We start from the raw sequence: 11261 nt of genomic DNA on the forward strand, positions 1-11261 counted from the left end.
TCCACCGCGCCGACCCGCGCCACGCCGGACCGCGCCCGGGCGACCGGGCCGCGGGGGGGGGGGGGCGGGCGCCCCCCCCGGGCCGGCCCCCCCCCCCCCCCCCCCCACGACTCGGGTGGTGGTGTGTGTTCCGCATGCTGCACGCTGATAGCGTCCGGCGCTGTCGCACCCAGGGGAGCGGTGCCACACGAGGGGAGGGGCATGGACCCCGCACTCATCACCGCGGGCAGCAGCACAGCCGCAAGTCCCCGATGCGGGTCGGCAACGTCGACGGCGTGCCCGACTTCGCCTACGAGTCCACGCTGAACGGCGAGGCGAGGAGGATGGAGTGGTACGCCTCCGCGCTCCAGGACCCCCGCAACAAGGTCACCTCGAAGCGATCACCAACGATCCCGAGGCCGCCGCCTACTTCGACGCGCTGATGGCCGCCGAGCCCGTCACCGGCCGCTCCCGGGTCTACCCTGACCGACACCGGTGGCCCCGCACGAAGGAGAACGCCGTGGGATCCAGCTTCTACATCAGCGCCGACCGCGAGCGGGCCGGTCCGTGGTCCTTCAGCCGGGCGCGGCTGGAGGAGTCCCTGAGCCGGCACTGGCCGGGCGCGAGTGTCTCGGAGGCCTTCGAGGGCTTCGTCGAGATCCGGGCCGAGGTGGAGCCCGGCACGGGGCGGAGCTGTCCTTCGACAAGGCACACCGCGTGTTCTCCTTCGCCGACCGGGAACCGTGGTCGGCGCCATTGACCGTCCTGCACACCGTGCTGCGGGAGATCGCCCCCGACGTCCGGTTGGTGTGGTGGGCCGACTTCGACGCGACGCTGGAGACCCTCGACCTGAGCACGGATCTGCAGAGGTTCGTCGACGACTTCGGCGTGTAGCCATCGCTGCGCGGTGGGTGCGAGGAGATGGCTGAGGCTCAGGGCAGCTCCCTGTCGACGGGCATGACAATCTGTCACCGCCTGTGAGCTCTTGTCTCCATGTGGTGCAAATGCGCGCGAAGTGCGCGAGATTCGAAGCCCAGAAAGGGTCATAGAGAGCCGAACTGATCCCACCAACGTGGTCCGACAGGCCCGCGACGAGGCGTCCCAGGAGCGTTTGTCACTCCTGGGACGCCCCGAGCAGCGAATCTGTCAGGGCTGCGTGGAACACTCCGACTCATGTCTCTCGCTGACCTCAGTCTTGACCAGTGGCGCTCGTTCGACCTGCCCACCGCGCGCCGGTTCGCCCAGCGGGCCGCGGACCGTGTGGGCGGCCGGGTCGCCTCGGTGGAGGCCGTCGAACATCTCGGCTCCGAGCTGCACCGGGTCCGGATCGAACGCGACGCGCAGGACTTCGCCCTGATACCGGGCGGTGCCGTGAACCTCGGCTTCGACCTCGACGCCTGGCGGCCGACGCCTGAGCAGGCCGCCGACTACGCCCGGAGCCTGGACCAGGGCTTCGGTCACGGCGACGACCTGCGTACCCACCTCGCCCGCAACCTCAGCCCCCGTCGGACCACGACGCTGGCGACGGTGCTCATGGCCGTGGAGGACGAGAACCTGACCGAGGAGCCCACCGACATGTCGGCCGTGCTCGCCGCCCGCGGCCTGCGGATGCCGAGCTCCGACGAGTGGGAGCACGCCTGCGGCGCCGGCGCGGACACCCTGTTCCGGTGGGGCAACGGCTGCCCCCTCGACCGCATCCCCTACGACAACCACACCGGCCCGCAACACGAGTTGAACGCTTTCGGCCTGCATATCGCCTACGACACCTACCGTACGGAGCTGACCAGCGACGAGACCGCTGTTCACGGCGGCGACGGCGGCGAGTCCGCCTGCGGCGGCTACGGCCGTCTGCTCGCCTGGCTCCCCCTGGCCACTGCCAACCGCAACCCCTACATGGCCGAGTTCGCGTACGGCCCGGACGGCGAAGGTATCTGCGAGGACTTCTCCACCCGGCCCGTACTCGCGCTCTGACTCCGTACGGCCGGCCCGCCGCGATCGCCGACCGCTACGCCTACGTCACCCTCGTGGCGGCGGTGTGGATCACGGCCGGGTAGATGCTGGGGGTTCGCGCCCGTCGCCGCGCCCTACCGCCGCACCACCCTGTTCCGGGTGTACGCCAGCCGCGTCGTGCCCGGCATGGTGCAGACCGCCGACTTCACCACGGCCGTCCTGCGCTCGATCCAGCGCGCCCGGGTCGAGGTCGACGCCGTCGACGACGCCGTCCAGGCCCGGCTGCACCGTTTCGGCCTGCTCATCGAGGAGTGGGTGCTGCTCCTGCGTGCGCACCGGGAACTCCTCGGTATGGGCTACCTGGGCGACTGCCAGCGCGTGAAGACGTCCCTTGCGCCCCTGCGACGCGGCCTGCCGCTGGACGAGCCCGCGAACGGCCCCTCGCCACGCGATGCCGCCCGCTGGATCATCACGGCATCCCACCGGCACAGCCTCCGGACCGGACGGCGCCTGTGCCGACCGCTTGACCACTGCCCGGCACTCCACCGTGCCCACGACCTGATCCGCCAGTTCGCCACCATGCTCAACACCCGCGACGCCACCCCTGCCAGGCTGGCTCGACCGGCTCACCGCCGGCGGCTTGCCACCCCTCGCCGGGATCGCCACCGTCCTACGCGAAGACCAGCGCGCAGTCCACCAGGGGATCACAACTGCCGGGGCCTCGGGGCGGTCGCGGACGTAGGCGACGGTCTCGCGGACCGCCGCGGCCTCCGGTGCGATGCCGGTTTCCCGCTGGGCGCCGGCGAGGTTTTCGGTGCTCAGTCCGGTGAGCTCCGCGGTGCGGCGGTTGAGGTCGACCACCGCGCGCACGGGCGGGGCGAGCGCGACGCTGTCCCTCGGGTGTGAGGCCTCGGTCTCCCGCTGCGGGGTGCCGCCGATCGCCTTTCTCCGCTGCTCGAACGATGGTGGGCCGCCGGTCGTGCGGCCCACCATCAGTGCGTTCCGGAGGCTCAGTAGAGGACTGCGGAGAGCCGCGCCGGGCCCGTCTCGGTGGTGGTGTCGCAGAAGTAGACGATGGCCTGGTGGCTGTTCACGTACGCCTGGCCGGCCGCGTGGCAGGCGGCGGCGGTCGGGTAGATGCCGATGTAGGTGTAGGTGGACGCCTGGGCGGCCGGGGCGGCGATCAGGGCGCCGCCGGCCACGAGCCCGGCCACGGCCACGGCGGAGAATGCCTTGCGAAGCGACATGGTGGTCTTCCTCCCATTGGTGAGCGCCGGGGTTCGTGCCCCTGCGCTTCGCCGAGGAGCCTCCTCCGAATGTGAAGGAGGGGCAATGGTCGAGACCAATTCCGACCGGAAGCGGTGTGGTGTTTTTGTGACGACGCAGGTCACGGGCTCGCCTGACGGGCTGACGATCATCTTCCGGACAGTTCTTGCAATGTCCGGAACCTGACAGTCCGTTTCGACCGATTCGCCGGGACAGTCCCAGGCCGTTTCCCCGGTCGGAGCGTTCTCGCGTCCGGGCCGGGAGCGTGATGGGACATCCGGCCTGGTCGGCCGGTGACCCGTCTCAGCGATTCCTTATGCCGTATGTCAAGCCGCGAGGGACACTGGCGGGGTCGGCCGGTAGGACCGTTGGTCGCGCAGGAGCGCCCAGCTGACGTTGACGTGGCGTTGGGCGAGGGCGAGGACGGCTTGGGTGTGGCGTTTGCCCTCGGCACGCTTGCGGTCGTGGAAGCGCCGCGATTCGTCGTAGCGGCGGATGCTGATCAGCGCGGAAGTGTAGAAGACGCGTTGGAGCCTGCGGTTGTAGCGCTGCGGGTGGCGAAGGTTGCCGCTGATCTTGCCGGAGTCACGGGGCGCGGGCGCGGCTCCGCCGAAGCCGGCGAGGCGGTCGGGAGTGCCGAAGGCCGCCATGTCGCCGCCGGTGGCGGCCAGGAACTCGGCTCCGAGGATGGGGCCCAGGCCCGGCAGGCTGGCGAGGGATCTCGGCATCGCGGTGCTCGCGGAACCGGGCCGCGATGACCTTGTCCATCTCGGCGACCTGCTGGCTGAGGGCTGTCACCTGGGCGGCCAGCGTGTGGATCATCCGGGCGGCCGTCTTCTCGCCTGGAACAGTGGTGCGCCGGCTTGCGGTGGCCTCCAGTGCGGCCTCGGCGATCTGTCCGGCGCCACGAACGCTGCGGTTCCGCAGCCAGGTCTCCAGCCGCTTGGCTCCCGGCCGGTGCAGGGCGGCCGGGGTCTGGTAGCCGGTCAGCACTGTCATCGGTCCGGCGTTGGTGAGGTTCAGGGCCCGGTCCAGCGCGGGGAAGACACCGGTCAGGAGGGCGCGGAGGCGGTTGACGGTGCGGGTGCGGTCGGCGATCAGGTCCGAGCGGTGGGTGGTGAGGAGCTTGAGGTCGGTGGCGATCTCGTTGCTGGATCGCAGGAGCTGCGGGTCGTGGCGGATGCGGGTCGTGGCGGATGCGGGTCGTGGCGGATGCGGGTCTGGTCGGCGATCACCGCCGCGTCCTTGGCGTCGGTCTTGGCCTTGCCGCGGTAGCCCTTGGAGGCGCGGTTGATGGCCCGTCCGGAGATGTGGAAGGCGCGCTGGCCGTGGGTGAGGAGCACCGCGATCACCAAGTCGGCCCCGCCGTCGTCGATGCCCCACGTCGCCCCGTCGTCCAGAACCGGGACATCGGCGAGCAGTTGGAGGAGCTCCGGCTCGTATTTGGCGACCCGTCGCGACAGCAACCGGCGGCCACTCTCGTCTGTCTCCACGCAATGGTGGGGGTCTTGCCTGCGTCGATACCGGCCCGGATGGCCACTTGGTTCCTCCGTGCGTCGGACCGTGCGGACATACCACGGACGACCTCGCTGTCGATTCCCCACGGAGCGATCGTGGGCAATTCCTCATTGGCAGCCGGGTCGTCGTGGGGCGTCGGGCGGCCAATCGTTGGCAGTCACAAGCGGCAGAAGTTGAAAGCCACACCCGACACCCCCGGGCGGGCCAACCGTACGAAGGGCCGGCCCGGACCCGTGCAACAACACAGGGAAGTTTGACCGTTGACGTCTTCTGAGGTGAGACCCTGACCGATTGCCACTCGGTCTTCAGGGCCATCCGAGTGCGTTGAGTTCGGTGGTGGCACGGTTGTGCTGTTGGCCATCCTGGGGGGATGGGTGATCGTGCGAACTTCGTCGTTGTCCGCGAGAGCGGTGAGTACGAGCTGTACCTGTCGCGGTTCGGAGCGGTGGGGATCGACCTCGACCTGCTCGCTGGACCGGCAGAGGCTCTCTCGATGGTCCGGCGACTGAGTGCGGACGACTGGTGGCTGGACGATGTGATGTGCCAAGGTGCGGCACTGATCGACCTCGGTCGGAAGGTGCTGATGCTGTTCGCCCAGGAAGGGCTGAGCGCCCAGATGCGCCACCGGGCTGCCACCCTTGAACTGCTGCGGGAGGCGTGGACGGGTTGGGAGATCCGGTGGATGTACGACGGCCCCGCCGAACTGCGCACCTACCTGGGGCTGGATCCCGAACACGTCCGCGATCGCGACGGGGGCCTTCTCGTGGGGCCGCTGTTCGAACCGGACGACGAGGACCCGGCCGACCCCGAGTCGATGCTCGCGGTGGTGACGGTCGGAACGGACCGCTGCCACGTGCTGGCGAACATCAGCGACCACCCGATCCGAGAAGGCGTCGCCCTGCTCGACCGCCTGGCTGGCGCCCCTGAGCACGGGGTGTGCAAGCTGCCAGCCGATGCCGGCATCCACATCGACCCGCTGCGCGGCCGGGTGGGCTGGTGGTTGCTCGGAGCATCGGCGGAGGCGTACGAGGTGCCGCAGCGATGGCCTGGTTGGACGGTGGAGTTCTGGCAAGACCGCTGGCAGGAGCACGCACGCCGGGCGCCCGGACTCTTCGAGCCGAAGCCGGTCGACCGAGAGCGCGCTCTGGCGGATGTCCGGAGCGCGGCCGCGCTCCGTCGAGAGCAACGGATACGCCCGTAGGCGACAGTGTCGACTCCTCAAGATCGGTTGGCAAGCAGTCAAGATCACCTGTCACGGGACCGTCGAGTTCAGAGGGTGTCGTTCTCGACGGTGTTGGGGTTCTCGTAGAGGGCGAGCTCGGCGTCGCGGAGGCGGCTGCTGAGCGAGAGGCACCGTTTCGAGCAGGTGTTGCGCGTGCTGTGCGCCGTGCGGATCACCTGGGTTCCGCAGTCGATGCAGGAGCCGATTTCCCGCTGGTCGGGGAGGATCTCCCGGTTTGAGGGTGCGGTGGCGAGTAGGTCGGCTCTGCGCCGGCGGCGGGTTGACCACCACCACGGTGGTGGCGCCGGGGAAAGTCTGGCGGGCGCCGGAGGGCCTCTGCAGTACTCGCAGAGCATGTGTGGGCGCTGGCGTAGGTTTCTGGGAGGGGCCCGATGGTTCCGGTTGAGCACCTGCTCGGCCGGGAGGGCCGGAGCCGAGGAGCGGTGACAGTGGCGATGCGGGAGTATCCGCTGGTGGGCGGGCCGGTCGAGGTGCGGGGTGCGCTGGACCTGGAGAGGACACCGGCAGGGGTGATGCCGCGCCGATTGCCGGCGTGGACCAAGGAGCAGTACCAGGATCCGTCGGTCTACGGGGGAACGGTGATGCCTTCGGGGGTGCGACTGGTGTTCCGCACCGATGCGCGGGTGCTCGAGTTCGAGGTTCTCACCTCCACGGGGCAGCTCGACAGTGACCCCCGGCCTCGGCCGACCGGGATGCTGGACCTGACGGTGGACGGCGCTCTTACCGGGCGCCGACGAGCGCCGTTGGGTCATGTGGTGCGGATGGCGGGCCCCGGGGCCGCGCAGCGGCTGATACCGGGAAAGCCGGGAACGGTACGTTTCGCCGGGCTGGCGACCGGCATGAAGAACGTCGAGCTGTGGCTGCCGCAGCAGACCCCCACGGAACTGGTGGCGCTGCGTGCCGACGGTGAGGTCCTGGCACCCCTGCCCAACGGCCGGCCCCTCTGGGTGCACCACGGAAGCTCCATCAGCCACTGTCTCGAAGCCGACGGCCCCACCGGCACCTGGCCCGTGGTGGCGGCGTCGCTCGGGGGCGCGGAGGTGACCAATCTCAGCCAGCCCGGCAACGACATGCTGGACCCCTATGTCGCCCGGACGATCCGCGACCTGCCCGCCGACCTGATCAGCCTCAAGACGGGCGTCAACATCGTGGGCCTGGCCACCTTCCGACGGCGGACGTTCGGCCCGGCGGTGCACGGATTCCTGGACACGATCCGGGACGGCCACCCGGACACCCCGCTGCTGGTGATCTCCCCGGTGAGCTGCCCGGCACTTGACGCGTGTCCCGGTCCGACCGCGGTGGGCCGGGACGGGAGGATCACAGCGCTGGGCGACCCGGCGGATCTGGCCCGTGGGGCGTTGTCGCTGCAGGTGGTCCGTGACGAGCTGGCAAGAATCGTGGCGCTCCGGCAGGCACACGATCCTCACCTGCACCACCTCGACGGACGTGAACTGCTCGGCCCGGCCGATGTGAACGACCTTCCCGACGGCCTGCACCCCTCTGCCGCCGCGTACCGCCGGATGGGCGAACGCTTCGCCGCCCACGCCTTCGCCGACCAGGGCCCGTTCCGCACCCGCCCGCATGCGCAGCCGACCGACTAGGATGCTCCGCCACCCTCGGGCCGTGGTCGGCGCGGGGCCAACCGACTGGTACTCCAGCAGGGACCTCGACGTTCTACCTGTTCGGAGCGCTGCGCGGTGAGCGCGGTGAACTGATGGACCACCAGGGGCGGTCTCCCCGAGACCGCCCCTCGATCGTGTGCGGCCGGCGTCGGCGCGCTGCGCCGGGGCGGGGCGGGGCCCGCCCGCCCGGTCGGGCGTTTTGGCCGGGTGTCCGGTCGCCTCCGGCAGGCCGGTCGATCGTCCGGTCGGGCGGTAGGCCGAGTGCCTCGTGGAGGGCGGGCGGGTGTTCGTGGGGACACGGGTGTGCCGCACGGCCTGGGCGAGTTGCTCGCCGTCCAGTGCTTCCAGTCCCCGCTGTCCGGCGGTGGCCAGTGCCGGGTCGATCTGCCGTTCAGGCATCTCCTGTCGGGCGGATTCCTGCCACTCCGGGCCCGATCAAATCGGTCTGTGCGGTATCCGTTGTCCCGAGTGGCTGACTGAGTGTCAGGCATGGCTTCCTCCGGGGCCGGGGCCGGGGCCGGGGCCGGGGCCGGTCTGGTCAGGTGTGGCCTGACTCGGGGGTTTCCGTCGGCCGCCTGGTTTCGAGCGTTGAAGGCGTGATCTGAGTACGGTTTGAGCGCTTGACGCGTCTCCTGCTGGACCACTTCGGGTCGGCCCGGACAGGACCGGATGTCGGTTCCGGGGCGCTCCGGGGTTCCGGCTCCGGTCACTGTGGGTGTTCGTGTCGTGGTCGGCGGAGACCGTCGCAGGGCCCCGGGCGCGCCCGCAGCGGCCGGTGGCGGTTCCCGGGCCCGAATCGAATGGACGGGCCGTCGGAAGAAGCTCCTGGTCGCGCCGGAATTTCGCCGATCAATGCGCGGAAACGCTGTCGCGACCGGCCACCGGCTGGGAGCGCCGCCGGCCCGGCCGGTGTGGGGGATGGAGGTGAGCCCGGGCCGCTCTTGTCCTGAGGCCCCGCCCGCCACCCACCGCCCGGTCGTTGCTCGCGTCTCGCCCCGGTTGTCGCTGTGCCTGCGGTTGCTTCCGCCGTGGCGCCTGGGCCTGTTCGGCCGGCCGTTCCCCGGGGGCGCGGTCGTGGCCGCTTGCCCGGGGCGGGGAGCCGTCCCGCTCGTGGGGCGGGCCGCCACCGGTCCGTCGCCCTCCCTCGCCCACCGCGCCCGCCCCCGGCAGGATGTGTCTGGGTGGGCGTTCATGTTTTGCGGGGTTTCATGGCTCTTGGTGGCGGTCTCGTCTGCTTCATTCCGCAGGTTCGTCGGGTACTCGGGCTGGCAGGATCGGGTCCATGTCGATAGATCCCTTGCTGGCCAGAGCCCGTGGGCTGTGGGAGGAACTCGCTTCGGTGCCCGTGGTGTTCTCGCCGACTGGGGGTGTGAGCGTGGTGGTATCGCCGGAGTCGAGGATGTGCCCCTCGGGTTGGGTGGGCGTGGTGGTGCTGGGCAGTTCGGCGATCGTGACCACGCCCAACGAGGCCACGGCCGAGACGGTGCGCGACGCGCTGGCGAAGCTGCCTGTGGGGGCTCTCGCCGGTGCTCATTCGCTCCGCGGGGTGCTGCCGGTGGCCCGGATTCTCGGTCCTGCGGCGCTGGCGTATGTGTCCGACGACGGGTTCCGGTCGGCGGAGGCCCGCAGCCGGATGGTGGAACAGGTGCCGGGAGAGTATCCCGATCTGCGGGAGTTGGAGAACCTGGCGGGCGGGGGAGACTCGGACGAGGCCGGGTTGGACGAGATCACCTCGCCCGCGTTCGTGATCCGTGAGGCAGGCGAGGTTGTCGCCGCTGCCGGATACCGGTCCTGGCCGAGCCGGACTGCCCACGTCAGCGTGCTGACCGCCCCTGCTTGGCGGGGGCGGGGCCTTGCCCGGGCGACAGGTTCCGCGGCGGTGGCGCACGCGCTGGCAGCTGGATTGCTCCCGCAGTGGCGGGCGCGGGTGCCCGCGTCCCGACGGGTCGCACTGGCGCTGGGCTTCCGCGAGCTGGGCGCCCAGATCAGCATCGAGCTCGCGTAGCTGGCGGGTCGGAGCCCGACCGGCTGCGCGGCAGAATGCGCCTGGGCGGGTGCCGGAGCCAATGGCACCCGCCCGCAACGACATGTCGACGTATCAGGTCAGCGTGTCCGCTTGGTGTTCCAGCGAGCGGCTGATCCGGTCGATGGCAGTGTCGAAGCCGTCGTGGGTGTTCACGGTCTGGTCGACGTGCTTGTCGTCGGTGGTGAAGAAGTCGGTGAGGCCCGGAGAAACCCGGCGAGTTCGGCCGGGTCATGAGGTGACTTCGGCTTTGCGATTGGCCGTGGTGCCCCCGTTGCTCGCCGGGGCCGTCAGGCCGCCAGCGCCTCAAGGGGGCTGGTGTCGTGCTGCTCCCTGTGCCGGGCCGTGGCGCTGCGGCAGGTGTTGCAACGCGGCACCAACGAAAACACCAACGGCCTCCTGCGCCCAGTACTTCCCCAAAGGCACAGACCTGAGCATCCAGCCCCGAAGACCTCGAACACGTCGCCCGGGAACTCAACGGCCGCCCACGCAAGGCGCTCGACTGGGATACCCCAGCCGAGCGCCTACTGATCTACTCACCACCTGGTACTCCAGCAGCGGTTCGCTATCTGGCCTGGTCAGAGGCATCGTGGGGAGTGTGGTGGGCTGGTGACGGGAGAGGGGCGGTCTTTGCGGAACGCCCCTCTCCCGAGTGCGATCGTCGTTGGTAGTGGCAGCGGCGGGCGACGGCTTGGCGTCTACGGCGCCAACCCGACCAGCTCAGCAGGTCCGCGCGAAGGGGCCGGCCGGCGCAGTGGTTCGAGGTGAGGCGAGGCGCCAGGAGTCGGCGGACTTCTGCCACAGTGAGCGGGGCCAGAGTGCCGAAATCGTTTCTGCACCCCCCTTGGTCGCCGCGTCGGCCGCCATGACCGCGAGGCAGGCATGAGCGAGCATGGCCAGGGCGATGTGCCGGTACCAACCCGGATAGCGCCGAACCCCGTACTGGTCCAGGCCGCACTCGTTCTTCGCCGCCTGGAAGCACTCCTCGATCTGCCGGCGCATTTCGGCGATCCGCGCCAGGTCGGCCACGGTGGTCTCCGGCGGGGCGTAGGCCAGAAAGTAGGCGATCTCGTCAGGTCGGCTGAGGCTGCGGCGGGCCAGTGCCCACCGTCGGCGGATCGGTGTCTCGCCCTGGTCGTCGAACTCGGTGACCGTGGGCAGCTCCAGTGCCGCCCGGTGGTAGAGCCTCGGCCCCTTGGCGCCGTCGCCGCGGGAGATCGGCTGCCACGTCTCGTGTGGGGCTTGGGCGAAGAGGTAGTCGATGCGTGGGCCGAAACCCGCTGGGACTTGGGCACCGCGAGCACCTAGCCGAGGCCGGACTGCTCCAGCAGGCGGCGGAAGCGCCCCTCTTGGCCGTAGGCGGCATCGGCGGTCACCCAGGCCAGGGGGAGGTCGGAGGACAGGGCACGCAGCACCAGGTGCTTGGCCAGTTCGCCCTTGGTGGCGAAGTCGCGTTCGTCGGGAACCTTGGCCGCCCGGCACGGATCGCGGTCGCTGGTCCAGGACTTGGGCAAGTACAGTTCCCGGTCCACCAGGGCACGGCCGCGGGAAGTGGCATAGGCGGCGAACAGTCGGGTAGCTCCGGCGCATTGCTGCGCCGGAGCCCCCTCAGAACCGGGCGTGCCCGCTTTCCGGGCACCACGGCTCAAGCAAGCCCTGA

The 11261-nt window shown here is 70.4% G+C and carries 12 protein-coding genes and 2 pseudogenes; 8 read left to right on the plus strand and 6 right to left on the minus strand.

The window, feature by feature from the left end; genetic code table 11:
- Positions 1 to 251: 251 nt before the first annotated feature.
- Positions 252 to 422, plus strand: a complete 171-nt coding sequence (locus ACIQTO_RS36515; RefSeq protein ID WP_402397622.1) for a hypothetical protein — start codon at positions 252 to 254, stop codon at positions 420 to 422.
- A gap of 91 nt (positions 423 to 513) precedes the next feature.
- On the opposite strand, the gene ACIQTO_RS36520 is transcribed toward ACIQTO_RS36515, so the two are convergent.
- The gene (locus ACIQTO_RS36520; protein WP_402397625.1) at positions 514 to 693 is read right to left on the minus strand and encodes a hypothetical protein; all 180 of its coding nucleotides are present in this window, start codon (positions 691 to 693) and stop codon (positions 514 to 516) included.
- 3 nt (positions 694 to 696) lie between these two features.
- On the opposite strand from ACIQTO_RS36520, the gene ACIQTO_RS36525 reads away from it, so the two are divergent.
- From ACIQTO_RS36525 to ACIQTO_RS36535, 3 genes are all read left to right on the plus strand, one after another.
- Complete coding sequence (locus ACIQTO_RS36525) at positions 697 to 873, plus strand: hypothetical protein (protein ID WP_402397627.1); 177 nt, start codon at positions 697 to 699, stop codon at positions 871 to 873.
- Positions 874 to 1152: 279 nt separating this feature from the next.
- Positions 1153 to 1950 (plus strand): hypothetical protein, encoded by a 798-nt coding sequence (locus tag ACIQTO_RS36530; protein WP_402397630.1) that lies wholly within the window; start codon positions 1153 to 1155, stop codon positions 1948 to 1950.
- Positions 1951 to 2115: 165 nt separating this feature from the next.
- Complete coding sequence (locus ACIQTO_RS36535) at positions 2116 to 2835, plus strand: hypothetical protein (RefSeq protein WP_402397653.1); 720 nt, start codon at positions 2116 to 2118, stop codon at positions 2833 to 2835.
- A 104-nt stretch (positions 2836 to 2939) separates the two neighbouring features.
- Here the strand turns inward: ACIQTO_RS36535 and ACIQTO_RS36540 are convergent, their stop codons facing one another.
- Both ACIQTO_RS36540 and ACIQTO_RS36545 read right to left on the minus strand, forming a co-directional pair.
- Positions 2940 to 3176, minus strand: coding sequence for a hypothetical protein (locus ACIQTO_RS36540; RefSeq protein WP_402397633.1), 237 nt, complete (start codon positions 3174 to 3176; stop codon positions 2940 to 2942).
- Between the two features lie 345 nt (positions 3177 to 3521).
- A pseudogene (locus ACIQTO_RS36545) lies at positions 3522 to 4768 on the minus strand (IS110 family transposase).
- A gap of 315 nt (positions 4769 to 5083) precedes the next feature.
- Between ACIQTO_RS36545 and ACIQTO_RS36550 the strand changes: the two are divergent.
- Positions 5084 to 5914, plus strand: coding sequence for a hypothetical protein (locus ACIQTO_RS36550; protein WP_402397635.1), 831 nt, complete (start codon positions 5084 to 5086; stop codon positions 5912 to 5914).
- A gap of 68 nt (positions 5915 to 5982) precedes the next feature.
- Here the strand turns inward: ACIQTO_RS36550 and ACIQTO_RS36555 are convergent, their stop codons facing one another.
- Positions 5983 to 6111: a hypothetical protein gene (locus ACIQTO_RS36555; RefSeq protein WP_402397638.1), complete on the minus strand. Its 129-nt coding sequence runs from the start codon at positions 6109 to 6111 to the stop codon at positions 5983 to 5985.
- A 279-nt stretch (positions 6112 to 6390) separates the two neighbouring features.
- Here ACIQTO_RS36555 and ACIQTO_RS36560 point away from each other — a divergent pair, with 279 nt between their 5' ends.
- The 3 genes and pseudogenes from ACIQTO_RS36560 to ACIQTO_RS36570 form a co-directional block, all read left to right on the plus strand.
- Positions 6391 to 7557 carry a GDSL-type esterase/lipase family protein gene (locus ACIQTO_RS36560; protein WP_402397641.1) on the plus strand — a complete coding sequence of 389 codons (1167 nt, stop codon included), beginning with the start codon at positions 6391 to 6393 and terminating at the stop codon, positions 7555 to 7557.
- A gap of 1303 nt (positions 7558 to 8860) precedes the next feature.
- Positions 8861 to 9583, plus strand: a complete 723-nt coding sequence (locus ACIQTO_RS36565; protein ID WP_402397645.1) for a GNAT family N-acetyltransferase — start codon at positions 8861 to 8863, stop codon at positions 9581 to 9583.
- A gap of 384 nt (positions 9584 to 9967) precedes the next feature.
- Positions 9968 to 10128 (plus strand): annotated as a pseudogene (locus tag ACIQTO_RS36570) (transposase); the annotation flags it as partial.
- A 193-nt stretch (positions 10129 to 10321) separates the two neighbouring features.
- On the opposite strand, the gene ACIQTO_RS36575 reads toward ACIQTO_RS36570, so the two are convergent.
- Positions 10322 to 10630, minus strand: a complete 309-nt coding sequence (locus tag ACIQTO_RS36575; RefSeq protein ID WP_402397646.1) for a hypothetical protein — start codon at positions 10628 to 10630, stop codon at positions 10322 to 10324.
- A gap of 275 nt (positions 10631 to 10905) precedes the next feature.
- Entirely contained in the window at positions 10906 to 11115 is a 210-nt protein-coding gene (locus ACIQTO_RS36580; protein WP_402397649.1) for a transposase, read from the minus strand.
- Between the last annotated feature and the right edge of the window lie 146 nt (positions 11116 to 11261).

Origin of the sequence: Kitasatospora sp. NPDC091207 (genome assembly GCF_044768625.1) — a bacterium.
Lineage (GTDB): Bacteria > Actinomycetota > Actinomycetes > Streptomycetales > Streptomycetaceae > Kitasatospora.

Coding starts and splice junctions, on each gene's coding strand:
- ACIQTO_RS36540 (WP_402397633.1), bottom strand. CDS start 3,176: ATGTCGCTTCGCAAGGCATTCTCCGCCGTGGCCGTGGCCGGGCTCGTG.
- ACIQTO_RS36530 (WP_402397630.1), top strand. CDS start 1,153: ATGTCTCTCGCTGACCTCAGTCTTGACCAGTGGCGCTCGTTCGACCTG.
- ACIQTO_RS36550 (WP_402397635.1), top strand. CDS start 5,084: ATGGGTGATCGTGCGAACTTCGTCGTTGTCCGCGAGAGCGGTGAGTAC.
- ACIQTO_RS36565 (WP_402397645.1), top strand. CDS start 8,861: ATGTCGATAGATCCCTTGCTGGCCAGAGCCCGTGGGCTGTGGGAGGAA.
- ACIQTO_RS36535 (WP_402397653.1), top strand. CDS start 2,116: ATGGTGCAGACCGCCGACTTCACCACGGCCGTCCTGCGCTCGATCCAG.
- ACIQTO_RS36515 (WP_402397622.1), top strand. CDS start 252: ATGCGGGTCGGCAACGTCGACGGCGTGCCCGACTTCGCCTACGAGTCC.
- ACIQTO_RS36560 (WP_402397641.1), top strand. CDS start 6,391: ATGCGGGAGTATCCGCTGGTGGGCGGGCCGGTCGAGGTGCGGGGTGCG.